This is a genomic window from Bradyrhizobium liaoningense, from assembly GCF_018130785.1.
GTDB classification, from domain to species: Bacteria; Pseudomonadota; Alphaproteobacteria; order Rhizobiales; family Xanthobacteraceae; genus Bradyrhizobium; species Bradyrhizobium liaoningense_A.
On sequence record NZ_JAFCJT010000005.1, the window covers coordinates 28,138 to 52,130 of the forward strand.

At 65.6% G+C, this 23,993-nt stretch carries 21 protein-coding genes and 1 tRNA gene; 7 read left to right on the forward strand and 15 right to left on the reverse strand.

Translation table 11 applies throughout. The annotated features are described in order from the left end of the window. Positions 1–210: 210 nt before the first annotated feature. The 4 genes from JQ627_RS14415 to JQ627_RS14430 form a co-directional block, all read right to left on the reverse strand. Positions 211–699: a TerB family tellurite resistance protein gene (locus tag JQ627_RS14415; protein WP_212484848.1), complete on the reverse strand. Its 489-nt coding sequence runs from the start codon at positions 697–699 to the stop codon at positions 211–213. Positions 700–872: 173 nt separating this feature from the next. Continuing rightward, complete coding sequence (locus JQ627_RS14420) at positions 873–2,282, reverse strand: adenylate/guanylate cyclase domain-containing protein (RefSeq protein WP_212484849.1); 1,410 nt, start codon at positions 2,280–2,282, stop codon at positions 873–875. Positions 2,283–2,333: 51 nt separating this feature from the next. Continuing rightward, the gene (locus tag JQ627_RS14425) at positions 2,334–3,701 is read right to left on the reverse strand and encodes a cytochrome P450 (protein WP_212484850.1); all 1,368 of its coding nucleotides are present in this window, start codon (positions 3,699–3,701) and stop codon (positions 2,334–2,336) included. A 34-nt stretch (positions 3,702–3,735) separates the two neighbouring features. After that, positions 3,736–5,106 (reverse strand): hydrolase, encoded by a 1,371-nt coding sequence (locus tag JQ627_RS14430; protein ID WP_212484851.1) that lies wholly within the window; start codon positions 5,104–5,106, stop codon positions 3,736–3,738. Positions 5,107–5,242: 136 nt separating this feature from the next. Between JQ627_RS14430 and JQ627_RS14435 the strand changes: the two genes are divergently transcribed. Beyond that, the gene (locus JQ627_RS14435) at positions 5,243–6,931 is read left to right on the forward strand and encodes an MFS transporter (protein ID WP_212484852.1); all 1,689 of its coding nucleotides are present in this window, start codon (positions 5,243–5,245) and stop codon (positions 6,929–6,931) included. A gap of 48 nt (positions 6,932–6,979) precedes the next feature. Here JQ627_RS14435 and JQ627_RS14440 read toward each other — a convergent pair whose 3' ends face one another. Beyond that, positions 6,980–7,195, reverse strand: coding sequence for a hypothetical protein (locus JQ627_RS14440; RefSeq protein WP_212484853.1), 216 nt, complete (start codon positions 7,193–7,195; stop codon positions 6,980–6,982). A 166-nt stretch (positions 7,196–7,361) separates the two neighbouring features. Continuing rightward, positions 7,362–7,670, reverse strand: a complete 309-nt coding sequence (locus tag JQ627_RS14445) for a hypothetical protein (protein ID WP_212484854.1) — start codon at positions 7,668–7,670, stop codon at positions 7,362–7,364. 253 nt (positions 7,671–7,923) lie between these two features. On the opposite strand from JQ627_RS14445, the gene JQ627_RS14450 reads away from it, so the two are divergent. Then, positions 7,924–8,985, forward strand: a complete 1,062-nt coding sequence (locus JQ627_RS14450; RefSeq protein WP_212484855.1) for a polysaccharide deacetylase family protein — start codon at positions 7,924–7,926, stop codon at positions 8,983–8,985. A gap of 73 nt (positions 8,986–9,058) precedes the next feature. Here the strand turns inward: JQ627_RS14450 and JQ627_RS14455 are convergent, their stop codons facing one another. From JQ627_RS14455 to JQ627_RS14475, 5 genes are all read right to left on the reverse strand, one after another. Next, positions 9,059–9,394 carry a hypothetical protein gene (locus tag JQ627_RS14455; RefSeq protein WP_212484856.1) on the reverse strand — a complete coding sequence of 112 codons (336 nt, stop codon included), beginning with the start codon at positions 9,392–9,394 and terminating at the stop codon, positions 9,059–9,061. 170 nt (positions 9,395–9,564) lie between these two features. Continuing rightward, a tRNA-Thr gene (locus JQ627_RS14460) sits at positions 9,565–9,640 on the reverse strand. A gap of 100 nt (positions 9,641–9,740) precedes the next feature. Beyond that, positions 9,741–11,537, reverse strand: coding sequence for a heme biosynthesis HemY N-terminal domain-containing protein (locus JQ627_RS14465; RefSeq protein WP_212484857.1), 1,797 nt, complete (start codon positions 11,535–11,537; stop codon positions 9,741–9,743). A gap of 36 nt (positions 11,538–11,573) precedes the next feature. Then, complete coding sequence (locus JQ627_RS14470) at positions 11,574–12,767, reverse strand: COG4223 family protein (RefSeq protein ID WP_212484858.1); 1,194 nt, start codon at positions 12,765–12,767, stop codon at positions 11,574–11,576. 65 nt (positions 12,768–12,832) lie between these two features. Beyond that, the gene (locus tag JQ627_RS14475) at positions 12,833–13,594 is read right to left on the reverse strand and encodes a uroporphyrinogen-III synthase (RefSeq protein WP_212484859.1); all 762 of its coding nucleotides are present in this window, start codon (positions 13,592–13,594) and stop codon (positions 12,833–12,835) included. A gap of 151 nt (positions 13,595–13,745) precedes the next feature. Here JQ627_RS14475 and tsaD point away from each other — a divergent pair, with 151 nt between their 5' ends. The 3 genes from tsaD to JQ627_RS14490 are packed head-to-tail and all read left to right on the forward strand — an operon-like array spanning position 13,746 to position 16,218. Beyond that, the gene (tsaD, locus tag JQ627_RS14480) at positions 13,746–14,819 is read left to right on the forward strand and encodes a tRNA (adenosine(37)-N6)-threonylcarbamoyltransferase complex transferase subunit TsaD (RefSeq protein ID WP_212484860.1); all 1,074 of its coding nucleotides are present in this window, start codon (positions 13,746–13,748) and stop codon (positions 14,817–14,819) included. A gap of 2 nt (positions 14,820–14,821) precedes the next feature. After that, complete coding sequence (locus JQ627_RS14485) at positions 14,822–15,802, forward strand: NAD(P)H-dependent glycerol-3-phosphate dehydrogenase (protein WP_212484861.1); 981 nt, start codon at positions 14,822–14,824, stop codon at positions 15,800–15,802. A 2-nt stretch (positions 15,803–15,804) separates the two neighbouring features. Then, on the forward strand, positions 15,805–16,218 hold the full coding sequence (locus tag JQ627_RS14490) for an EVE domain-containing protein (protein WP_212484862.1): 414 nt from the start codon (positions 15,805–15,807) through the stop codon (positions 16,216–16,218). An 81-nt stretch (positions 16,219–16,299) separates the two neighbouring features. On the opposite strand, the gene JQ627_RS14495 is transcribed toward JQ627_RS14490, so the two are convergent. Continuing rightward, positions 16,300–17,394 carry an adenylate/guanylate cyclase domain-containing protein gene (locus JQ627_RS14495; RefSeq protein ID WP_212485104.1) on the reverse strand — a complete coding sequence of 365 codons (1,095 nt, stop codon included), beginning with the start codon at positions 17,392–17,394 and terminating at the stop codon, positions 16,300–16,302. Positions 17,395–17,495: 101 nt separating this feature from the next. On the opposite strand from JQ627_RS14495, the gene JQ627_RS14500 reads away from it, so the two are divergent. Next, positions 17,496–17,951 (forward strand): SRPBCC domain-containing protein, encoded by a 456-nt coding sequence (locus JQ627_RS14500; protein WP_212484863.1) that lies wholly within the window; start codon positions 17,496–17,498, stop codon positions 17,949–17,951. Positions 17,952–17,964: 13 nt separating this feature from the next. Here the strand turns inward: JQ627_RS14500 and JQ627_RS14505 are convergent, their stop codons facing one another. Beyond that, a complete protein-coding gene (locus JQ627_RS14505; RefSeq protein WP_212484864.1) occupies positions 17,965–19,134 on the reverse strand; it encodes a DNA topoisomerase IB in 1,170 nt (389 codons plus the stop codon). 400 nt (positions 19,135–19,534) lie between these two features. Between JQ627_RS14505 and acs the strand changes: the two genes are divergently transcribed. Beyond that, positions 19,535–21,484, forward strand: a complete 1,950-nt coding sequence (gene acs / locus JQ627_RS14510) for an acetate--CoA ligase (protein WP_212484865.1) — start codon at positions 19,535–19,537, stop codon at positions 21,482–21,484. Positions 21,485–21,543: 59 nt separating this feature from the next. Here the strand turns inward: acs and JQ627_RS14515 are convergent, their stop codons facing one another. Beyond that, entirely contained in the window at positions 21,544–23,283 is a 1,740-nt protein-coding gene (locus JQ627_RS14515; RefSeq protein WP_212484866.1) for a S8 family serine peptidase, read from the reverse strand. 56 nt (positions 23,284–23,339) lie between these two features. Further along, entirely contained in the window at positions 23,340–23,837 is a 498-nt protein-coding gene (locus JQ627_RS14520; protein ID WP_212484867.1) for a hypothetical protein, read from the reverse strand. Between the last annotated feature and the right edge of the window lie 156 nt (positions 23,838–23,993).

Consider the following 23,993-nt stretch of genomic DNA (forward strand, 5'->3'; position numbering starts at 1 on the left):
AGTTTTTTGGCCCCGCAATGGCGGAACGAGAGCATAGGCCGAGCGCGACAGGCAAGCGTCACCGGCAGCATGGCTGCTTGAGCAGGCAACAGGGAAGCGGGAAAACCACGGATTTTACGGGGAAATCCGGGGCCGGGGTGGCCGACGCGGGTATATTAAAGTTTCGTCATGTGGTCCGCACAACCGGCGATAATACCGCGTCGGGACGGCTCACCCCCCGACGACACCGTCCTTGACCTGACCACCGGCGCGATTTGCGACCGCATGCTTGAGGTCGATCCGGTCGCGCTGGGCGATCCCGAGCAGGTCGGAGGCCCGCCAGACGACGTTGTCCTCGAACTCGGACACCTGGCCATCGGCATAGACCAGCTCCCACATCATCTGGACGATGCGCTTGCGGCCCTCTTCGTCGAGCGAGCGCATGATGACGCTGGTGAAGTGATAGAGGTCGACGGCCTCGCCCTCGACCTGGGTGGCGTCTGCGATCAGGCGATCCGCAGTGCCGCGATCCAGCCCGAAATGGCTTTCGATCAGGCTGTGCAGCTTGCGCTGCTCGGTTACCGTCGGCTGGCCGTCCAGTGAGACCACGTGAACCAGCAGCGCGGTGGCCGCAAGCCGGTAATCGCCATCGCCGAATGCACGGTCCCCGGCATGGGGAGCAACAATGTCGGCGATGAATTGGCGCAGGCCGTCGAGCATTAGATCCTACCGAAATCGATGAAGCCGCGGGGCGCGGCCGCTACCAGCATTATATGAGCAGGAAACTCTATCGCCGCAACGTGCGTCAGTTTCGCGCGCGCATTACCTTTCGGCAATCTGTCCGTTTCGGACCCACCGTGATGGCGTGAGACAATGGTGCCCGGCTGCCGTCCTCACGGTATCTCGTACACCACCATCTTGTCGGCGATACCGCGGAGCGCCGCCTGCTTCTGGATCGGCTTGATCGCGCGCTGCTCGAGCACCTCGGCGACTGCGGGCGCATCGAGCACGGGGCCTGTGATGTGGATCTCCTGCGCCGTCGACAGGCTCTGCACGCGGGCGGCGATGTTGACGGTCTGGCCGAAATAATCCTGACGTTCGTTGAGCATCACCGCAAGACACGGGCCTTCATGGATGCCGATCTTGACGATGAGATCGTCGGTGCCGCGCTGCCTGTTGAGCTCGTCCATCGCGGCCCGCATCCGCAGGCCCGCGACGATGGCATGCTCGGGGCGGACGAAGGTCGCCATCACGGCGTCGCCGATCGTCTTCACCACCGCGCCCCTCTCGGAGGAGATGATCTCGAGCAGCGCGTGGAAATGCGCGCGCACCAGATCGAAGGCGGCGAGATCGCCGACGCGCTCGTAGAGCGCGGTCGAGCCCTTCAGATCGGTGAACAGGAAGGTCAGCGACGTGATCTGGAGCCGCTGGTCGAGACTGAGATTGTCCGCCTTGAAGACATCGCGAAACGTCTGGTTCGACAGCATGCGCTTGGCGGTGAGGAACGGCTTGCGCTTGCCGATGAGATGATGGAGCGCCTCGGCCGCGATGAACACCGACGGCAACACGCGCACCCCGGCCTGGTTCTCCAGCGACAGCCGCAGCGGACCCGGCCGCATGGTCGTCGTCCCCGTCGGGGCCTGCACCTTGTTGTACATGATCGCGAGCTGCTGGCGCTCCTTGGTCGGCTCGCCCTGGACGTCGATGAAATGGGCGGCGTGCGTCACCGGCTCGAAGATGATGATGAAGTCGCCCGGCAGTTGCAGCGACATGGTCGCCTTCTCGCCGGCCGGCAGCTCCATGGTATCCAGCGTCACCTCGTTGGCGAGTGTCGCAAACGATTCCTTGTTGAAGTCGACGCCGGAGCTCCAGAACACCTGCTTGAAATATTCCCACACCGGAAGCGTATCGGGATCGTGCGCTGCGATGCGACGCACGCGCGGATTCACGGTGAAGGAGACCTCGACCTGATCATCGACCGACGCCTTGTAGCCGCAGGCACAGAGCGCGCAGTGATAATCGTCCGGCTTGAGCGCCTTCAGCGTCGAGTGGGCGCCCAGCACGCCGCCGCAGCCCGGACAGAGCACGTTCCAGCCGAGATCGAACAGTCCGAGCCGCGCCGAATGCAGGAAGGTGGAGATCGTGTGCTCTTCGTCGAGGCCATGCTGCCTGGAGAAATCGAGGACATTGACGCGGTTGAGCTCGTGATCCTCACCGTCCTCGATGAGGCGCGCGATCGCGTCGACCACCTTGGCATCGGCGGTCTGCTTCAGAACGGAAAACTGGGCCTGGATGTCGCTCATGGCGGAGGCTCTATCTGGGGTGGATTGCGCCATCGGGCAGACGAATGTCTGTCACCGACGCGTGATGCGGAACAAGGGTGAGTGGTCCGGCTGGGTCGTCACGACGCCGAGCGGGATCACCGGAACCCTGTCGGCAAGCTCGATGCGGAACGCGCCGATCAACCGGGCCAGCGCCAGCACGGATTCGGCTTGCGCGAATGGCGCGCCAATGCAGACGCGCGGACCCGCGCCGAACGGCAAATAAGCGAAACGATCGGGCGCATCTTTCGACATGAAGCGTTTTGGAATGAAGGCGTTCGGCTGATCCCACAGCTTCTCATGCCGGTGCAGCAGCCAGGGCGCAATCATGATGATGTCGCCCTTGCCGATCTCGACGCCGGCCGCATTGTCCTTCTCGCGCGCGGCACGCGCGACCAGGAAGGCCGGCGGATAGAGCCGCATGGTCTCCTCGATCACCGCGCGGGTGAATTTCTGGCGATCGATGTCGGCCATGCTGTCGAGATGCTCGCCGTGCGTCTCGGACGCCACCTCCTCCTGCGTCTCCGGATCGAGCGCGAGCAGATAGAGCGCCCAGAACAGCGCCGTCGCCGTGGTCTCGTGGCCGGCGAGGATCATGGTCGCGACCTCGTCGATGAGCTGCGCGTCGGAAAAGCCCTTACCCGTTTCGGGATCGCGCGCCTCGTCCATGAGATCGAACAGATCGCGCGGCGGTGCCCCGTCCTTCTTGCCCATTTGGCGCCGCTCAGCGATCAGCATCGAAACGAATTCGGTCCAGCGCTTGCGGAAACGAGCGCGAGCCCGGTCCATCGGGGTCGGCCAGGACACCGGCAGCAGCATGTCGAGGAAATAAGGACGCCCGAGCCGCTCGCCATATTCCATGACGAAGTTGCGCAAGGTGGCGCCATGCTGATCCATGCCGAACGAGAACATCGTGCGCCCGGCGATCTCGAGCGTCATGCGCTGCATGACCTCGCGCAGGTCGACCGGCTCGCTTGTTCGCGCATTGAGCTTTGCGATGGTCTCGTCGAGCACCGCGGTCATGTGTGGGACGAGATTTGCAGTCGCACGCGGCGTAAAGGCCGGCGCGAGCGTACGGCGCTGATGCGTCCAGGCATGGCCTTCCGCGATCAGAAGTCCTTCGCCGAGCACGGGACGCAGCATGCGGATGCCCGCTGGCGTGCGCGTGTAATTTTCATAATTGCTGAGCAGGACATGCCGGATTGCATCCGGCTGATTCAGGATGAAACTGTTGCGGAGGAAGAAGCGGCCCTTGATGACCTCTTCTTCATAGGCGCGCTGACCCCAGGTCGCGATCATGTTCCGGCGGATCACCGCAACACGACCGAGAAACGACATGTCGTCGGGCGCACGCGGCGGGGTCGGAGGGATGATGGGCCGACGCACACTGGCGATATTCATGGCTCTCTCCCGCAGATGTGACGCAGGCAAATAGCTAGTAAGTCAGTTCGGCAATCGCAATCCTGTTCTCGGAGGCGGGCCAGGCGCGAGCCACAATTCGTTCTTCGCCGAACTCGGCCACGACGTTACGTCCGACCTCGGCGGCCGGAAGCCGCAAGGTTGCTGCCGAATCCGTGGGCACCCCCGGCTTGACGTCGGCGGGCTCCTTGCCGTCGAGCAGCACCACGTCCCGCGGCAGGCCGAAATAGCCACGCGGACGCGACATGATCACGACAGCCCCAGCGTCCTTGTCCGCCGCTCCAAGCGGGCGCGCAGGCCGCAAATGCACGACGTCGGACGAACGCGGGAAAGGCGAGCGGTAGATATGCGTCGTGGGCGCGTCCGGCGTCGTCAGGACGAATTCGAGCGACCAGTCCGGGTCGACATGCGCGCGCCCCCAGCGACCGCCGGCACCGGTCTGCGACTTGTGCACCGCCTCACCCCAGCGCTCGCCGGTCTCGGAATCGATGCGAAAAATCTCGACCGTTGCGCCCACCACCGGTCGGTTGGTCGGCACACCGCCCGGCGTGCCAGTGACGCGCCCGCTTAACGAGACGCTCCGCGCCGGCACAATTGCGATGCGTGCGGGCTCGCGTCCCGCGATGAATTTGTAGATCTCGCGGAAGGCGCGCGGGTGAAACGCCACCTCGCGATGGTCGAGCGCGCCGAGCACGAGGTTGGTCGCGCCCTTCAGCTCGGGCCCCTCATTGGTGACACCGGTCGGCGTGCCAGGCTTGCCGATGAAGCGGCCGTCGGCTTGCGCGTATTTGTCCATGCCGTCGCTGCGCAAGGTGAGGAAGGCCGCGCCCGGTGTCACCTCGCTCTCGCCCTCGTTCAAGCCACGCAGGAATGCTCCGCGGCCGTTGAACTCGTTGCCGAGCTGATCGTCGGTTGCGAACACGCCGTGATTGGGGGTGCCGCACAAGACGGCGTGGCTGACATCGCCGGCACCGCCGTTCCTGATGACGTTGCGGATGGCGTAACCGCCGCGCGAGCTGCCGACCAGCGCCACGCGGGCCGCACCGGTGCGGCGCTTCAATTCCGCGATAGCTGCGGCAAGCTCACGGCGCTGGTCCTCGGTCGAGGAGCGGCCCGCCTGCTCGACCTTGTCGTCGCTGCGCGCGAGCGGATCCGTGAAATTGATTGCCGCCATGCGATCCCGCGCGACGCCGTTGGACTCCATCCGCCAAAGCGTCGTCATCCAGAGCGCGTCGTAGTCGCCATTGCCGTGGACGAACAGGACCGGCGGCACCTCGGCATTCTGCGCCGCAGGCGCGGTCTGGGCCAGCGCGCCTGTCCTCAAGCTCGCAATTGCGAACGGCAAGCTGCCTGTCCCCAGCAAGATCGACCGTCGCGACAGCTTCATATGTTTCTCCGGCAAAACCACGTCTTTGTATCGCTTATACCGGCCTAACCACTGGACAGCGAAGGACTTTCGCAGGCATCACTGAATATGCCGGAATCACCCGAGACCACTTCTGCCAGCCCATATGGAAGGGGATATGACCGAGCAGCCGAACCGTCAGAAATTCGCCGGCGACGGCATCGCCGCACCGCTGCGGTACACCGTATTCCGACGCATCTGGCTCGCCAGCCTGCTCTCCAATCTTGGCCTCTTGATCCAGGGCGTGGGCGCGGCCTGGGCGATGACGCAGATGGCGGCCTCGGCCGACAAGGTGGCCCTGGTGCAGACCGCGCTGATGCTGCCGATCATGCTGATCTCGATGCCGGCCGGCGCCATCGCCGACATGTATGACCGCCGCATCGTCACCTTGATTTCGCTCGCGATCGCGCTGATGGGCGCGACTGCGCTGACGGTGCTGGCCTGGCTCAAGCTGATCACCCCGGAAACGCTGCTCGTCTTCTGCTTCGTGGTGGGCAGCGGCAATGCGCTGTTTGGACCGGCATGGCAATCCTCGGTCAGCGAGCAGGTGCCGCCCGAAGCGCTGCCGTCAGCCGTCGCACTGAACGGCATCAGCTACAATATTGCACGCAGCTTCGGCCCCGCGGTCGGCGGCGTCATCGTCGCCTCGCTCGGCGCGGTGGCGGCGTTTGCCTGCAACGCGATCCTCTATCTGCCGCTGCTGGTGGTGCTGCTGCTCTGGCGGCGCAGCACCGAGCCCTCGCGCCTGCCGCGGGAGAAGCTCAACCGCGCGATGGTCTCGGGCTTCCGCTACATCACCAATTCGCCGCCGATCAAGATCGTGCTGTTGCGCACATTGGTGATGGGCCTGATTGGCGGTGCCATCATGGCGCTGATGCCGCTGATCGCGCGCGATTTGCTGCATGGCGGCGCGCAGACCTACGGCATCATGCTGGGTGCCTTCGGCATGGGCGCCGTCGTCGGTGCGCTCAACATCCATGAATTGCGCAAGCGCATGAGCGGCGAGGCCGCGATCCGCGCCTGCACCATCTCGATGGCATTCGCGATGGCCGCGCTTGCGGTGAGCACGGAGCCGGTGCTGACCGCGGCTGCACTTGTGCTCGCCGGCGCGGTCTGGATGGCCGCCGTCGCGCTGTTCAACATCGGCGTGCAGCTCTCGGCGCCGCGCTGGGTCGCGGGCCGTTCGCTCGCGGCGTTCCAGGCCTCGATTTCCGGCGGCATCGCGATCGGCGCCTGGGGCTGGGGCCATCTCACCGACTATGCCGGCGTCGAGGTCGCGCTGCTGACGGCCGCCGGCCTGATGTTGATCTCGCCGGTGCTGGGCATTTGGCTGGCGATGCCGCGCGTCGGCGCCCGCAACGAGGACGCGGACGTGCTCGCCGATCCGGAAGTGAAACTGTCGCTCACGGCGCGCAGCGGGCCGTTGGTGGTCGAGATCGAATACAGGGTGAGCCAGGAGAACGCGCGCGCCTTCCACAATGTGATGCAGGACGTGCAGCTCTCCCGGCAGCGCAACGGCGCCTATGGCTGGTCGATCGCGCGCGACATCGCCGACCCCGAATTGTGGACCGAGCGCTACCACTGTCCGACCTGGCTCGATTATCTGCGCCAGCGCAACCGCTCGACGCAGTCCGAACGCGCGCTGCATCAGGAGGCGATCGCCTTCCACATCGGTCCCGATCCGGTGCGGATCCGCCGCATGCTGGAGCGTCCGTTCGGCTCGGTGCGCTGGAAGGAGGAGACGCCGGATCGTGCCGGCGCCGAGGTGCTGCCGGTGGTCGCCACGGCGGCGGGGAGCAGCACGTAACTCTTGTCATTCCGGGGCGTGCCGTTAGGCGCGAGCCCGGAATGACGATCACTGCCCGTGATCCGTCAATACCTTGTCGCAGGCTTTGCTGAGGCGGGTGCGGTTCTGCTTGAGGCAAGCGAGCACGACGCCATCGCCATTGTTCATCACGGCCCGGCAGAAGCGCGTGACGTCGCGCGCGCAGGCGTCGTGTCCGGGCTGCTGTTGCGCGGAGGCACCCGATGCGCCCAGGATCAAAGAAACAATGAAAAGAAATCTGGTCATCGCGTAATGCCTCTTGCCCCAAGGATGTGCGGGCGAAGCTAGTGCGACGATCCCGGAGCCGCAACGGCTTTATTGGCAGGCTGCATGACGCCGCCGCGTGGCCCCGGCTTGACGCCGGGGCACATCGCGAGGGGAGCTGACCGACGCAACGATCGCTGCGTTGCTGTTACCGGCTGTCCTGGGCGTCAGCGACTTTGCGTGAGGCGCCCTTGGCGAGGTCCTTGTCCATCACCGCGCGGCAACCGGCGCTCAGGTCGGAGCGATGCTTCATCATGCACGCCGTGATCTTCGGGATGTTGGGGATTTCCGACGAGCACAGGCGGAAGGCATCGCCAGTGCACTGCTGCTGCGCCTCGGCCGAGAAGGCGAAGCTCGAGGTCGTCGAGACGATCGAGACGATGGCGGCGATGCCCAGCGCCAGGCTGGTGTCGCGGATCTTACTCGTCAAGGACTTGGCAGAGAACGACCTGGTCATTTGAAGCTCCGATTGGCACCGCGGCAGCGGAGCCCGTTGTTGATGGGAACTACGATGCTCCGGCAAAACAGTTTCCACCGTGATGACGGTCACGGGCGGCTCGCCCTCTGTGACTTCCGTCACTTTGCTGCACCTCGCTGAAAATCCGGAGCAAACGCTGTCGTGTTGGTGTCACGTTAACTGTTCCTTCGCATTAATGGCTCGTCGCGCGGGAGATTCCGCCGGGTTGGTTGCGTAATTGGAAAGAACAGCGATGCGTAATGCGTTGGGCCTGATGCTGGCCAGTGTAGTTGCGGCGGTCGTGATTGCCGCCGGCGGTTGGTTTTATTATTCTTCGCGCGCCGATCAGGGCGCTCCCAAAACAACGGCCGCCCGTGCCGCCGATCCATTGCCGGCACAGGCGAAGCTCGCCGCCAAGGATGACGTCGAGACCACCGCTGCGATCGCCGGCAAGCCGGCGGCACTTGCTCAGGCAGCGGCGCCTGCGCCCGCTCCGGCCATGCCCGTGCAGCCGAAACAGGCCTGTGCCAATCCGAACGCGCTGGGCGTTGCCCGCGTGGTCGAGATCGACACCACCGGCGGACCCGGCTTCGGCTTCGACCATTTCAAGCAGTTCGACTTCCTCACCGACAAGGAGGTCGTGCTGACCTTCGACGACGGTCCCTGGCCGGTGAACACGCCCGCGGTGCTGAAGGCGCTCGCGGATGAATGCACCAAGGGTCTGTTCTTCTCGGTCGGCAAGCACGCGACCTATCATCCGGAAATCCTGCGCCAGGTGCTGGCCCAGGGCCACACGGTCGGCACCCACACCTGGTCGCATGTCAACCTGAACGGCAAGAAGATGACGGAGCAGCAGGCCAAGGACGAGGTCGAAAAGGGTATCAGTGCGGTGAAATTCGCACTCGGTGCCAACCCGGCGCCGTTCTTCCGCTTCCCGCAGCTGCAGCACAATCCGGCGATCGTGAGCTATTTCGGCACCCGCAATGTCGCGATGTTCTCGACCGATATCGACTCCTTCGACTTCCGGAAGGGCGCGACGCCAGAGAAGATCATCGAGACGGTGATGACGCGGCTCGACAAGCTCGGCAAGGGCATCATCCTGATGCACGACTTCCAGAAGCACACCGGCGAAGCGATGCCGGCGCTGCTCGCGCGGCTGAAGGCCGGCGGATACAAGGTCGTGCAGATGAAGGCGAAGACGACGCTCCAGACGCTGCCGGAATATGACGAAGCGCTGCTGAAGGATATGAAGGTGCCGACCGCAAGCACGAACACGCGTCCGATCTCGAGCGTGGTGCAGACGGTGTCGCAGTAAGCCCGAAACGTTTCCTCAATACGCGCATGGCCGGGCTCTTGCCCGGCCATTTGCTTTTGTAGCGAGCAGCGGCTTACCAGTAGATGCCGTGGCGATGCAGCTCACTGATGATGCGGCCTTCGGTCCAGCTGCGCTTGTGCTTCGGCTTGCCCGCCTTTGCCGTCTTCGTGGCGGGCTTGCTTGTCGCGGTCACGGCAGGATCCGTCGCCACGGCAGGAGCGGGGGCCGAGACTGCCGGTGGACGTTCGACGTATCTCGGAGCTTCCGTGGCTGGCGCGACTTCGCTGATTTGCGTGGTCGTGGCGGCTTGCGGAGCGGCCGTTGCCGTAGACAGCGACAGGCTGCGGTCGCCAGCATGGGCAGATGCAGAAGCAAGGACCATGGCGGCAACCAGAATGATCTTGCGCATGTGAAATCTCCCCGTGTTTGCGAGACCGGGACACTAGGGGAGTTCACGTTGGAGATGATGTGACCGGGGTCACTCAGGCTGCCGCGCGATTTCGAACCTGCGCTCGCTCATGCCGGCCGGATGCCTCGGTCAAAACGCTGACTTATGACGATCGGATGGATGGGGAGCGCTGGTGCCGCAAGAGGGATTCGAACCCCCGACCCCGTCATTACGAATGACGTGCTCTACCGACTGAGCTATTGCGGCGAACCCTGCCGGAACCCGCGCAATGCCGGTCCCGATACGCGCGCCCCTGATATCGGGCATGGCCCGAATTGGCAAGGTGGAGCGGGTGCCGAAATGCGCCTCACGCGCCCCAGCGGGACCAGAATCCACGCCAGCCGCCGGCCTGGGCCTTTGCATGGGCCTTGGGCGTGCCGATTTGTTCCGTAAATTCATCGCTCGGACCCTCGTCATCGATCCCGGGATCATCGGGGGCGCGGACGATCGGGATGACGGCCTGGATCGGCGCCTGCGCCGGCTTGCCGAGGTCGGCGCGGGTCCGGAACACCGGGGTTGCCGCCACCGGCGACGATTCGGCGGCCTCAGGGACCGTCTTGGCCGGCTCGGCAGGCGTGTCCGCGGGCTCTTCCTTGACGGTCTCCTTGACGGTCTCTTTGGCAGCTTCGTTGACAGCCTCCTTGGCCTCAGGGGGCGAATTGTCCTGTGCGGCGGGGACGGGATCCGGTGCGACCACGGTCGGTTCCACCGGGGCTTCGCTCGGCGCTGCCGCCACCCGCTTCGGCGGCGGAGCGGCCAGCATGGCTTCCTCGAAGGCCGAGGATTCGATCGTGGCGCCCTTGTCGGAGGGCAGGCTCGCGACCGGCGTTTGCCACTGGAAGGCATCGAGACGGCCGGTGACCGGCGAAACCGGACGCCAGCGGTCGCTGACATAGCCGTCCGCGGTCCAGGCCGGATCGTGGCGGGCGCGCACCGCGCGCAAGGTCCAGGCGCGGGCACGGCCGCCGTCGCCGTGCTCGGTGCGCTCGATCTCGGCCATCAGCAGCGCGACGCGCTGGGTCGGATCATTGACGTAAGGCGCCAGCACCGCGCGCGCGCGGGCGAACTCGGAGGCGTCGATCGCGGCACGCGCGATCGCGAGCTGGCCCTCGACATGGCCCGCCTTGTCGGCCGGCGTCTTGGCCGCGAGCGTCTCGACCCGCTGCAAGCGCTGCCGCGCGGAATCGCCCAGCTTCACATGCGCGTAGGCGTCGGCAAGATCCGGATGCGGATTGGCGAGCCACGCGGCCTCGACCAGCTTCATGGCACGGCGCACCTGATGCGCTTCGCTCTCGAACTTGGCGGCGAGCACCGCGGCCGGCACCAGCGTCGGCGCGAGCTTGATCGCCTCCACCACGCTCTCGCGCGCGACGTCGCGGTCCATGGTTTCCAATTCCAGCGCGCGCGCAGTAAGCAGCACGCCGCGCTGCCGGCGATAGGCCGCCTTGTCGATCAGGCCCGCGGACAGATTCGAATCGAGGATCGCGAGCGCGCCGCTCCAGTCGCCGCGCGCGCACCGGAAGCCGAGCACCGCATGCGAGGCCCAGGTCGATGACGGCGACTGCTTGATCGCTTCCTCTGCGATCATCACGGCGCCGACCGCATCGTCGGCACGCTGCGCCTCGATGAACAGGCCGCGCAGGCCGAGCAGGCGAGTATCCTCGCGCTCGGCCATGGCACGGAAGACGCGCTGGGCCTCGTCGCGATTGCCTTCGAGCTGCGCCGACTGCGCGTGCAAGAGCATCGCGAGCGGATCGTTTGCCGCAAGCCGCCGCGCGGTATCGGCGTGACGGCGGGCAAGCGCCATGTCGCCATGACCGATCGCGAGCAGGCCGTGGGTGATGGCGTGACGGCCGCGCGCATGGCGTTTCTCATGACGGCGGCGGCGCAGGCGTCCCGGCGCGCGCCAGACCATCGTCAGGATGCTCCAGACAAGCACGACCGCTGCTGCAAAGACACCGAGCAGAAACACGAACCTCGGCAATGTCGTCGAGGCGCGGAAACCGCCCGCGGTCAGGACGAGATCGCCGGGCTGATCGGCAACCCAGGCCGCGCCGGCCGCCGCCAGCGCAATCAGGACGAGGAAGAGGACGATGCGAAGCATGGCGATCCCTATTACGCGCTGATTATTGCGCGAACCTTATTGAGCAGGCTTGGCGAGATCCGCCATGGCATCATCTGCGAATTTGCGGGAGGCCGCGAGCGCAGCCTCGCGGGCATCGGTCTTGTCGAGCCAGGCCTGCGCCGGTGCGCGATCGGCCTCGGGCAGCGTCTTCAGCTCGCGCCGCGCTTCCGCGAAATCGTTGCGGAGCGCCGCCGCCGTCACCCGTGCGACGATGGCACCGCGATCATTGCCGACGCCGTCGGTACGCTCGATACGAACGAGTTTTGAGGCCCCCGCCTGGAGACGCTCGACGATGCCGGCACCGGCCGCCGGGACTTCCGCCGGCGGAGAGAGCTTTGGCACGATGTTGAGCAGCTCGCGGCTCAGCGCGACCGGCGTCGGGATACCTGATGATGCAAAGGCGTCGAGCGGCTTCAGCACATCGGGCTTGGCGGCGAGCGACCGCGCTGCGGACAGCTGCGATTGATAGGGATCGCCATGGCGAACGGCGACGTCGAGCAGCGACGCCGCCACGACCTGGCGCAGCGGCTTGTCGTCGGCAATTTTCTCGCCCTGCTGCGCGAGTTCGGCGCGTTCTGCCTTGCTTGCGCGCTCGAGCTGCGCGACGCGGTTGGCGAGATCGGACGATGCCGCGACGTCGCGCGGCGCGGATTTCGCGTCGTTCAACGCGCTCGCGGTCTTGTCGGACTGCGCGCGCAGATTGGCCACGTCGCCACGCAAGGCGCTGACGGATTTCTCCAGCGCGTCGATCCGTGCCGCCATGGCCGGGTCGGCCGCGGGCTTGCCCGCCCTGGCCTCGACCGCGGCGACGCGCCCGCTCAGCGCATCGACCGTCGCGCTCGTCACTTGGGGAGCGGCCGGCGGCGCCTGCACGGCGGGCCAGCCCAGCATCCAACCGACCCCAATCACGATCGCGGCTGCGACCACGCCGGAGAACGGCGCAATGACCCAGGGCGAAATCGGCGCCGACGTCGGAGCGGAAGCAGCCGCGGCTTCCGCATGTTCGGGCTGCGGGTCGGGCTGGGCCTCTTCGGATTTGGACTCTTCGGCCGTGGCCTGCTCCGGAGCCGGCTGAGCCTCGGGCTCGGCCGGCACCTCCTGCGGCTGCGTGGAGACTTCGGTTGCCTCGAGGTCGATGGTGGGCGGGGTGCGCTTGGCACGGCCGGACTCGGGAGCCAATCCTGCGTCTTCAGGCTTGTCGTCGGCCATCGTGACGGTTCCTCACACTTACATGTCCTAAACGGACCCGATCGCGTCGGATTCGGCCCGACCTCTTACGCCAAACGGGTCCGCAAAGCACGCTCCAAGGTATCAAATAGGGCATTTTCGTCCGGCGTCGCGGCCCCCAGAACCTGTGACGCGCCGGCATCGCGCAGCACGCTGGCGACCGTCTCGGACAGGCAGCATTGCGGGATCGCCAGCGCCGAGATTTCGACGCCTTCGTCCCGCGCCGCATCCAGGAAGGCTCGCGCGCTGCGACGGGAGTAATGCAGCACCGCCTCGATACCATGCGCGGCAAAGCCATCGCAGACATCGCGCGGCAGGATCTTGACCGGAGCCATACGATAGGTGGTCTGCGTCAACACGCTAAAGCCCTCCGCGCCGAGCTCGCCGCCGAGATCGCGCGACAGATCCGCGCCAGCGAGATAAAGCAGCGTGCTGTTCTTCTTCAGCACCTTATCGCGCGCACTCTGCATCACCTTGTCGCGCAAGGCCGCGGCATCGCCGCCGGCGACGATCACCTCGGCGAAGCCGGCGTCGCGCGCCGCGGCAGCCGTGTGCTCGCCGACCGCAAACAGCGGCAGCTCCAGCAGGCCAAGGTTCTTTAGGCCAAGATCCTGCAATTGCGGTGCGACGGCGCGGATCGCATTGGCCGACGTGACGATGATGGCGCCGTAGCCCGCCTCACTCTCGTCATGGAAGGCGACCGGCTCGAACTTGAGCATCGGGGCGAGCAGCACCACATGACCCCGCGCCCGCAAATTTTCCGCCGTCGCCTCATTGTCGGGATGCGGCCGTGTGACAAGAATGGACATCGCTTGTGTTCCCGAACCACGTGGCGGTGACGCATTTGCGAGGGCGGCTGCGCGTGACGATTGCGCAAGTCGACCCCGGAATGCTACCCGACGTACCAGAACTCTGCTTTACGGATGAGCGCAAGGGCGCAAATTGGATAACAATTCGCCAATGCTGGTACTGGGCATCGAAACCACCTGCGACGAGACCGCCGCGGCCGTCGTCGAGCGCGCGCCCGACGGCACCGGCAAGATCCTGTCCGACATCGTGCGGTCTCAGGTCGAGGAGCATGCCCGTTTCGGCGGCGTGGTGCCGGAGATCGCCGCGCGCGCGCATGTCGACCTGCTCGACGGCATCATCGACCGCGCCATGCACGACGCCGGCATCGACTACGCACAGCTCGACGGCGTCGCGGCCGCGGCGGGGCCCGGGCTGATCGGGGGCGTCATCGTCGGGCTCACCACCGCGAAGGCGATCGCGATCGTGCATGACACGCCGCTGGTCGCGGTCAACCATCTCGAAGCGCATGCACTGACGCCGCGCCTCACCGACGGAATTGAATTTCCCTACTGCCTGTTCCTCGCCTCGGGCGGGCATACCCAGATCGTCGCCGTCACCGGTGTCGGCCAATATGTGCGGCTCGGCACCACCGTCGACGACGCGATCGGCGAAGCCTTCGACAAGGTCGCGAAGATGCTGGGCCTGCCTTATCCGGGCGGACCGCAGGTCGAACGCGCCGCGGCAAGCGGAGATGCCACGCGCTTCGCCTTCCCGCGCCCGATGCAGGGACGGCCCGATGCCAATTTCTCGCTGTCGGGATTGAAGACGGCGGTGCGCAGCGAGGCGAGCCGGTTGGCTGAGATCGCGCCACAGGATATCAGCGATCTCTGCGCGAGTTTTCAGGCCGCCGTGCTCGACTCGACGGCTGACCGGCTGAGCGTTGGTCTCAAGCTTTTCCGCGAGCAGTTCGGCGCACCGCGTGCCCTTGTCGCCGCCGGCGGTGTCGCCGCCAACCAGGCGATCCGCGGCGCCCTGCATGACGTCGCGCGGCAGGCCAGGACGCAACTGATCATGCCGCCGCCCGCGCTCTGCACCGACAACGGCGCGATGATCGCCTGGGCCGGCGCCGAGCGCCTGGCGCTTGGCATGACCGACACGATGGAAGCCCAACCCCGCGCACGCTGGCTGCTCGATGCCAACGCCACGGCGCCGGCCGGTTACGGCAAAACACGGGCGGGATTTTAGCCATGACGGCGTTCCGGTCCGTCGCGGTGATTGGTGCGGGCGCATGGGGAACGGCACTGGCGACAGTGGCGGCGCGCGCCGGACGCAACGTGACGCTCTGGGCACGCAATAACGAGCATGTCGCGCGAATCGCCTCGACCCGTGACAATCCGCGGCTGCCCGGTGTGCGGCTGCCGCCGGAGATCGTCGTCACGCACGAGCTTGCGGAGGCCGCGCGCGCCGACATGGTGCTGATCGCGACGCCCGCGCAGCATTTGCGCGGCGCGGTCAACATGCTGGCCTCGCATCTGTCAAAGCCGGTGCCGATCGTCGCCTGCGCCAAAGGCATCGAGCACGGCACCCATAAATTCATGACCGAAATCATCGCGGAGGCCGCACCTCACACGCAGCCGGCAATCCTGTCCGGCCCGAGCTTTGCCGACGACGTCGCGCGCGGTCTGCCGACCGCGGTGACGCTGGCGGCGAAGGATGAAGCGCTGGCGAGCGCGCTGGTGCAGGCGCTGGGCTCGGCGACCTTCCGGCCCTATCACACCACCGACATCCGCGGCGTCGAGATCGGTGGTGCTGCCAAGAACGTATTGGCGATCGCAGTTGGCATCGCGGTCGGACGCAAGCTCGGCGCCTCCGCCCAGGCTGCCCTGACGACCCGCGGCTTTGCCGAACTCACGCGCCTCGGCCGCGCCCTCGGCGCGCGCAGCGAGACGCTTGCGGGCCTGTCCGGCCTCGGCGACCTGATCCTGACCTGCTCGAGCCCGCAATCGCGCAATCTCGCGCACGGCCTTGCGCTGGGCCGCGGCGAGCAGCCGCCCGCGGGCAAGCTTGCCGAGGGCGAGTTCACCGCGCCGGTGCTGATCGAACTCGCAGCTTCGCAAAACATCGAGATGCCGGTATCAGAAGCGGTCGCTTCGATCCTGAGCGGCCGAAGCACGATCGACGCCGCGATCTCGGGGCTGTTGACGCGCCCCTTCAAGGCAGAGGAATGAACATGGCGTACTGGCTGGTGAAATCCGAACCGTCGGTGTGGTCCTGGGACCAGCAGGTCGCGAAGGGCGCCAAGGGCGAAGCCTGGACCGGCGTACGCAATTACACCGCGCGCATAAACCTCGTGAACATGAAGAAGGGCGACAAGGCGTTCTTCTATCATTCCAACGAAGGCAAGGAGATCGTCGGCATCGCGGAGATCATCAAGGAGGCCTATCCTGACCCGACCGACAAGACCGAAAAATTCGTCTGCGTCGACATCAAGGCGGACAAGCCGTTGAAGACGCCGGTGACGATGGCCGCGATCAAGGCCGAGAAGAAGCTCGCTGACATGGCGCTGGTGAAATATTCGCGCCTGTCGGTGCAGCCAGTGACGGCGGAGGAATGGAAGCTCGTCTGCAAGATGGGCGGGGTTTAGTTGCAGGTGCTGTCGCGCGAAGCGCAATCCGGGAAAGTCTGGATTGGGGGACGACCCCGGTAACGATTCGCGCCATCCGGACTACGATGTCCGAGCTTGCGCCTCCGGCAGCGTAAACACCTCGCAAGGCGCGACGATGCCGCGCAGCGAATGCGATCCAAGCGCGACGAGAGCCATGTCGGTCTCCGCGGCAAGCGCCCCCGACACCAGCACGGTCCGTCCCAAGGGCTTGCACAGTCCCTCGAGGCGGCTGGCGAGATTGACGGCGGGACCGATCGCCGTGAAATCGAGCCGGTTGGCGGCGCCGATATTGCCCCAGAGTATTTCGCCGAGATGAAGGGCCGCACCGAACGCGAGCGGCGGAAGCGCCTGGGCCCGGCGCTCCCCGTTGAGATATGCCATGCCGGCTTCGGCAGCGCCTGCGGCGCGCAGAGCGGCATCGCAGGCGCGGCGCGGTGACGCCTCGACCACCGGGAAGATCGCGAGCACGCCGTCGCCGATGAATTTCAGCACCTCGCCGCCGAAGGCATGAACGGCACCGGCGATGCGATCGAACCAGGCGTCGAGCGCCGCGATGACGTCGGCCGGCGAACTGGTCTCGGACAAGGACGTGAAGTTGCGCAGATCCGCATAGAGCAGGGCGGCTTGAATGGTCTCGCCGAGATCGCGCCGCAGGGGCGCCGCCAGCACCCGCTCCGCGCTGCGCTTGCCGAGATAGGCATCGAGCGTTGCGCGCAATGTGGCGCGCGCAGCGAGCACGGCAAGGGGCGTCGCGGCGAAGCGCGCGGCCTGGCGCAATTGCTCGATCTCGTCTGAGGTGAACGGACGCGGCCCGATCCAACCGAGCTGCGGCCCATCTTGTCGTCCGACGACCTCTTCGTGCACCGCGCCACCCGCGATGTCGCGCAGCCAGCGGCGACCGGCATCATGGGGCGGGTCGGGCGCCAGCCCACTTGGTGCGAAGCCGAGCGCTTCGATGACCCGGCCGGTCTCCGCGCGCCACAGCCAGGTCCGCTTCGCGATCAGCGGATGCGGCACCTCCAGCGTCAGGCTGCCTGCCGCAACCGGCACGCCATCGGCAACCAGATGAGCGCCGAGTTCCGCGAGCAGACGGTCAGCCCCGGAACAATCTGAGGCAGCATCGACGAGCCAGGTCAGGGTCCGGGAGAGTTGCATGGTCCGATGATGGCGAAGGTGGGCCGTCTTTGTCACGGGCAATCCTTGACGCACCGCTCCACCGCCGCCATGTGCCAGTGTCAGCCCAGGGATGATCGCCGATGACCGAGCCGTTCGTAGTGCGACGCGAAACCCAGATCGCAGCCCCGCGCGCCACCGTCTTCGCCTATTTGACCGACCCCGAGAAAATCCTGAGCTGGATGGGCTCCGATGCGACCACGGAGCCGCATCCCGGCGGGCTCTATCTCCTCAAGGGCATCGGCCCGCGCGGCGGCGTCGCCCGCGGCGCCTTCCGCGAGGTCGTGCCGGTGCACCGTCTGGCCTATACGTTCGGCTGGGAGGGCGGCCAGGAAGTGCCGCCCGGCTCGAGCCTGATCGAGATCGACCTGATCGAGCGCGACGGCGGCACGCTGCTGCGCATGACCCATAGCGGACTGCCGACCGAGGAACAGGCGGCCGCGCACGCAAAAGGGTGGGGGCACTATCTGGAACGGCTAACCACCGCAGCCGCGGGCAGCGATCCCGGTCCGGACAAGGGTGTGTCAGAGAAGACGTAGCGATGCGGGCGGATCACACCGCCGCGGTCGCCACCACCTGCTGCAAAAGTTGCTCGCGCCTGGCCTGCGAACGCTGGCCCTTCATGGTGGCCGCGAAGCGTTCGAGGATACCGTCCTCGAAGGCGGTGACGATGGTGTCGTGGACGTAGCTCTTGCGGCAGATCGCCGGCGTGTTGGAGAGCTTGTCTGCGGCGGCGCGGATCGCGTCCAGCACCTGCTTCTTGCGGCCGCGCTGGCTGGTGGCCGGCGTGATCCGCGACAGCGATTCCACCACGACGGCGGACGCCATCAGCGTGCGAAAGTCCTTCAGCGAAATCTTGATGCCGGCGATCTCGCGCAGAAACGCGTTGACCTGCGTGGTGCTGACCGCACGCACGATGCCGTAGGCGTCGCGATACTGGAACATGCGCTTGCCGGGAACCCCGTTCAGGATGCCGATGGCACGCACCAGCTTGGCCGCGTCGCACTCCTTGCGCACCGCCTTGCCGCCCTTCGCCTTGAAGGTCAGCACGAAGCAGTCGTCTTCCAGCGTGACGTTCGATTTCAGGAGCGTGGTGGCGCCCCGGGTGCCGTTGAGGCGGGCATAGGATTCGTTGCCGGGACGGATCGCGGTGCGCGCGATCAGCTCGATCACGGCCGAGAGTGCGAATTCACGCGTCGGCTCGTCGCCCGACAGGAACGCCGAGACCTTGCGCCGGATCTTGGGCAGCGCGCCGACGAGCTTTTCCAGCCGGTGCGCCTTGCGGTGCTCGCGGACCTTCTCCCAATCGGCGTGATAGCGGTATTGCAGCCGGCCCGCGGCATCGCGTCCCACCGCCTGGAGATGCGAGCTCGGATCGGCCGAGTAACGCACCTCGCGATAGGCCGGCGGCACCGCCATGGCGTGCAGCCGGCGGATGATGCGGGCGTCGCGGATATGCGCGCCATTGGGGCGGACGAAGGAATAGCCCTTGCCGCGCCTGATACGGCGGATGGTCAGCTCGTTCTGGTCGCCGAGCCGCAGGCCGAGTTCCTTGGCGAGCGCCTCGACCGTCGCCGCGGGCGCCGTGTCGAAGGCCCTTTTCGGGCTCGAACGCCTGAAAGGGGCCGGTTTCGGCCATTGTCCGAGGGCTTTGGCCAGTGCAACGGCTGAAGGATCGGCTGAAGCGGGCCGCATCGTCCCGAGATTCTGCTGATCCATCATAGTCTTATGCCTTAGCCCTGCCTGTTACCGGTCAATGCAATTGTTCTGATTTTTGTTCCAGGGGCCTCGTTGGACCCCGGGTTGGCCATTTAGGGTGTTCCGAACCGTATTGCGAGTCCCGAATCAGTGAAAGGCGGTCTCTAAATACCTCCATGATATGCATGGGGGGCCTGCGCAGCCCGTTCCGAGGATCTAGGTAAAGACTTGGAAAGCCGCCCCGGCCTGTTTCAGATCTGCGACAGTCGCCTCAACTGGTCTTGATCCTCCGCATGGCCGGCCGCTCGCCGAAGGTCCAGCTTGTGCTCCTTGTCGGGTCCGGTTAGCCCGACGCATAATCGGTTCAACGACGACGTCGGCTCGCCAGTCACCTGGGCTCGGCTTGCCGTATCTGGAGGGAAGCATGTCCGAGAAGATCTACGACGTCCCCGCGGAATGGGCCAAGCGCGCCTGGGTCGACCAGGCCAAGTACAAGGACATGTACGCCCGCTCGATCTCGGACCCGAACGCCTTCTGGGCCGAGCAGGCCAAGCGCATCGACTGGATGAAGGCGCCGACGAAAATCGAGAACGTCTCCTTCGCGCCAGGCAACATCTCGATCAAATGGTTCGAGGACGGCGTCCTCAACGTCGCCCATAATTGCATCGACCGGCATCTGCACAAGCGCGCCAACCAGACCGCGATCATCTGGGAGGGCGACGATCCCTCGCAGTCCCGGCACATCACCTACAAGGAGCTGCACGACGAGGTCTGCCGGATGGCCAACATCCTGCGCACCCGCAACGTCAAGAAGGGCGACCGCGTCACCATCTACCTGCCGATGATTCCGGAAGCGGCCTACGCGATGCTGGCCTGTGCGCGGATCGGCGCGATCCACTCCGTGGTGTTCGCCGGCTTCTCGCCGGACAGCCTTGCCCAGCGCATCAACGACTGCCAGTCCAAGGTGATCATCACCGCGGACGAAGGTCTGCGCGGCGGCAAGAAGGTGCCGCTGAAGGCCAATGTCGACGCGGCGCTCGCCAAGGCCGACGGCGTCGACTGGGTCGTCGTGGTCAAGCGCACCGGCGGCACGGTCGAGATGAATCCGTCACGCGATCTCTGGTATCACGACGCCGCCAAGATGGTGACGACGGAATGCCCGGCCGAGCACATGCACGCCGAGGATCCGCTGTTCATCCTCTATACGTCAGGCTCGACCGGCCAGCCCAAGGGCGTGCTGCACACCTCGGGCGGCTATCTCGTATTCGCCGCGATGACGCATCAATACGTGTTCGACTATCACGACGGCGACATCTACTGGTGCACCGCCGACGTCGGCTGGGTCACCGGACATAGCTATATCCTCTACGGGCCGCTGGCGAATGGCGCGACCACGCTGATGTTCGAAGGCGTGCCGAACTATCCGGACAATTCCCGTTTCTGGAACGTCATCGACAAGCACAAGGTCAACATCTTCTACACCGCGCCGACCGCAATCCGCGCGCTGATGCAGAGCGGCGACGAGCCCGTGAAGAAGACCTCGCGCGCTTCGCTCCGACTGCTCGGCTCGGTCGGCGAGCCCATCAATCCCGAAGCCTGGGAGTGGTATCACCGCGTCGTCGGCGATGACCGCTGCCCGATCGTCGACACCTGGTGGCAGACCGAGACCGGCGGCATCTTGATCACGCCGCTGCCGGGCGCAACCAAACTGAAGCCGGGCTCGGCGACGCAGCCGTTCTTCGGCGTGGTGCCCGAGATCGTCGATGCCGACGGCAAGGTGCTGGACGGTGAGACATCAGGCAATCTCTGCCTGACGCGGTCATGGCCGGGCCAGATGCGCACGGTCTATGGCGATCACGCCCGCTTCGAGCAGACCTATTTCTCGACCTACAAGGGCAAGTATTTCACCGGCGACGGCTGCCGGCGCGATGCCGACGGCTATTACTGGATCACCGGCCGTGTCGACGACGTCATCAACGTCTCCGGCCACCGCATGGGCACTGCGGAAGTCGAGAGCGCGCTCGTCGCGCATGAGAAGGTGTCGGAAGCGGCCGTGGTCGGCTTCCCGCACGACATCAAGGGCCAGGGCATCTACGCCTATGTGACCCTGATGGCCGGCGTCGAGCCGACCGAGGATCTGCGCAAGGAGCTCGTCACCTGGGTGCGCAGGGAGATCGGCCCGATCGCCTCGCCCGACCAGATCCAGTTCGCGCCCGGCCTGCCCAAGACCCGCTCCGGCAAGATCATGCGCCGCATCCTGCGCAAGATCGCCGAGGACGAGCCGGGCAGCCTCGGTGATACCTCGACGCTCGCCGATCCCGCCGTGGTCGACGACCTCGTGAAGAACCGGCAGAACCGGACCAAGAGCGCCTGAGGCACACAACACGCGGTCGATAGCCAAGGCTGTCGGCCGCACCGGTCCAGAGCAGAGGTCTAGCCGGATTTTCTCGCGGCTTTCTTGACCGCTTTCTTGGCGCTCTTCTTGGCGGTGTTGCGGCCGCTCTTTTTGGCCGCCTTCTTCGGAGACTTTTTCTTCGACCCCTTCTTGCTTTTCGAAGTCTTCTTTGCGGCTTTCTTGACCGGCTTCTGCGCATCCGGCGACACCTTGGCGGCGGCGGCCGCCGCCAGCGCCGCGTCGACGGCGGCCGCGGCATCGACCTGGCCGAAGCCGAAACGGTCGCTGTGGCCGTTGGCGTCGTATGATGCGGCCGGCCCGATCTTCTCCGCCGTGCTCTGGAGAATATTGCGAACGTCGTCGCGGCTGAGACTGGAATTCGCCGCCAGGACGAGGGCCGCGATTCCTGCCGCCAGGGGTGTTGCTGACGAGGTCCCGCCGAAGACGTTGGTGTTGAGTCCGTCGGCGCCGCCGGCCGCGGCGTTGCCGATATTGAATCCGCGGCCGGGGTTGCTCACATCGGTCGTGAAGATTCCTTTCGCGCCGCCGCTTGACGGTGCAACCACGGAGACCTGGGGGCCCCGATTGGAATAATCTGCGAGGTCTCCCTGGTCGGTCGATGCGCCAACACCGATCGAGAAGGGGGATTGGGCCGGAAATCCGACCTGATCCCGGAAATCATTGCCAGTCGCGCAAAATATCGGACAGCCCTTTCCGCCGCGGCCGGCACCTGCCTCTTCGAGCGCGAACCGGATATCGGGCGAGGCCGGTCCGCTCCACGAGCAGGACAGGATGTCGGCAAAGCGCGAAGCATACCGGATGGCATTTGCGACTTGCGATTCCGTGGCGAGGTCATCCGCATGGAAAATCTTGACTGGAAGGATGCTTGCTCTCGGCGCGATACCGAAAACGCCCTTCTTGCCCGATGCCGCCGCGACACCGGCACAGCAGGTCCCGTGAATGTCATTCCCCGCCATCATGTCGAACGGTGCGCGAAACCGTTTTGGTGTCGGATCGAAATGATCGGGCGCAGCTTCTCCGACGAAGAAATCACGTCCGAATCGGTCACGCGGTTCACTGGAATCGGGCTTGCGCTTGATGTTGGCCGCGAGATTCGGATGGTCGACGTCGACACCATCATCGAGGACAGCAATCACGATGCCGCCTCCTTGCGACTTGCTCCAGGCCCTGCGCGCGTTGACCGTGGCGAGATGCCATTGCGCAGCGATTGGCTTGGGAGCTTGCAATCCGCGCTTGAACTCGGAAACGAAGTTCGGAAAGGCAAACACGACTTCGTCGGTTTCCGTCAGCTCGTTGGCGAGCTCGACCATCCTTTCGGCAATGTACTTGCGCGTGGGATCGAATGCGATCAACTGATCCGACTGGAATGCGTTGCGGACGCGGATTTGCAGCCCGTATTTGTCGAGCAGCGCTTTCTGTTTCGCCTCCGCGAGATTCGGCTCGAACCTGAGCACGACTTCGCGGTAGACCACGCGCAGCGTGCCGCGCGGATCGGAGAATACGGCGGTCTGGACCTTGTCCAGATCGGCTGCCGCGCGTTGAGCCGGCGACGCGTAGGCGGGAACGCTCTTTTGAAAGACCTGTTGCACGACACGATTGGCGACTACGGCGGCGCGGCTCGCGGCCGCGCGCTCCGTCGGCGATGCCATCGCCACCTCCGGCCCAAGCGAGAACGTCCGCATGCCGCGTTGAACATGCGAATCCAGCGACACCGGCTCCAGCTCGAGCCAGTCGTCCTTTCCAAATCGCAATTTCATGGACCCCTCCCGATCGTCCAACGGTTGAGGGGATCATAGCCCGCGACTTTCGATAGTCACGTGCTTTCACGCCGGAACGCCGCCCGGACATCAGGCCATGCTGTCGCAACCTTGCTGTCCTTCTCCATCTCCGCGGCAACGTCCGGGAAATAGCGCGTGTCGTCCGTGCGCACGGCGAATTCGGCCTGTTGAGGCGACCATTTGTTGCGTTCGCCGGGCGCAACCTTGTGCTTCCTGGCAAAGGACTGCAAAACCTTGTCCGTCGGCGCTTCCTTGAATCGGACTTGCATCCGGCCGGTGGGCAGCAACTGGTTACCTTCGTCGTCGGCGAGGATCGGGGCGACCACCCCCTCCGTGCCGACCACCTTGTTGACGCGTTCGGACAACCGGCGGAGATCGACCCCGGTCGTTTCCAGGACGTGGGTTTGCGGTGCGCCCGAGACGGTTGCGATCTTGCCGTCGGCGACCTTCGCAAGCTGTTCCTGGGTCTCGGGCGAGAGCGACCCGATGATGACGATTCCCCCGCTTGGGGTACGCGAGCCATCGCTTGTCATGGACACCTCGGGCTTACGGCGAGAGCGGTTACCGACAATATAGGGCGGCGAGCACTTTTCGACAGTTGTGCGGCCAAATTATCCCAGCCGGAGCGGGAGAGTGAGCGGCGGCCGTTTAGCCCGCGGCCGGAACATGAGATCGCGTCACGCGCTGAC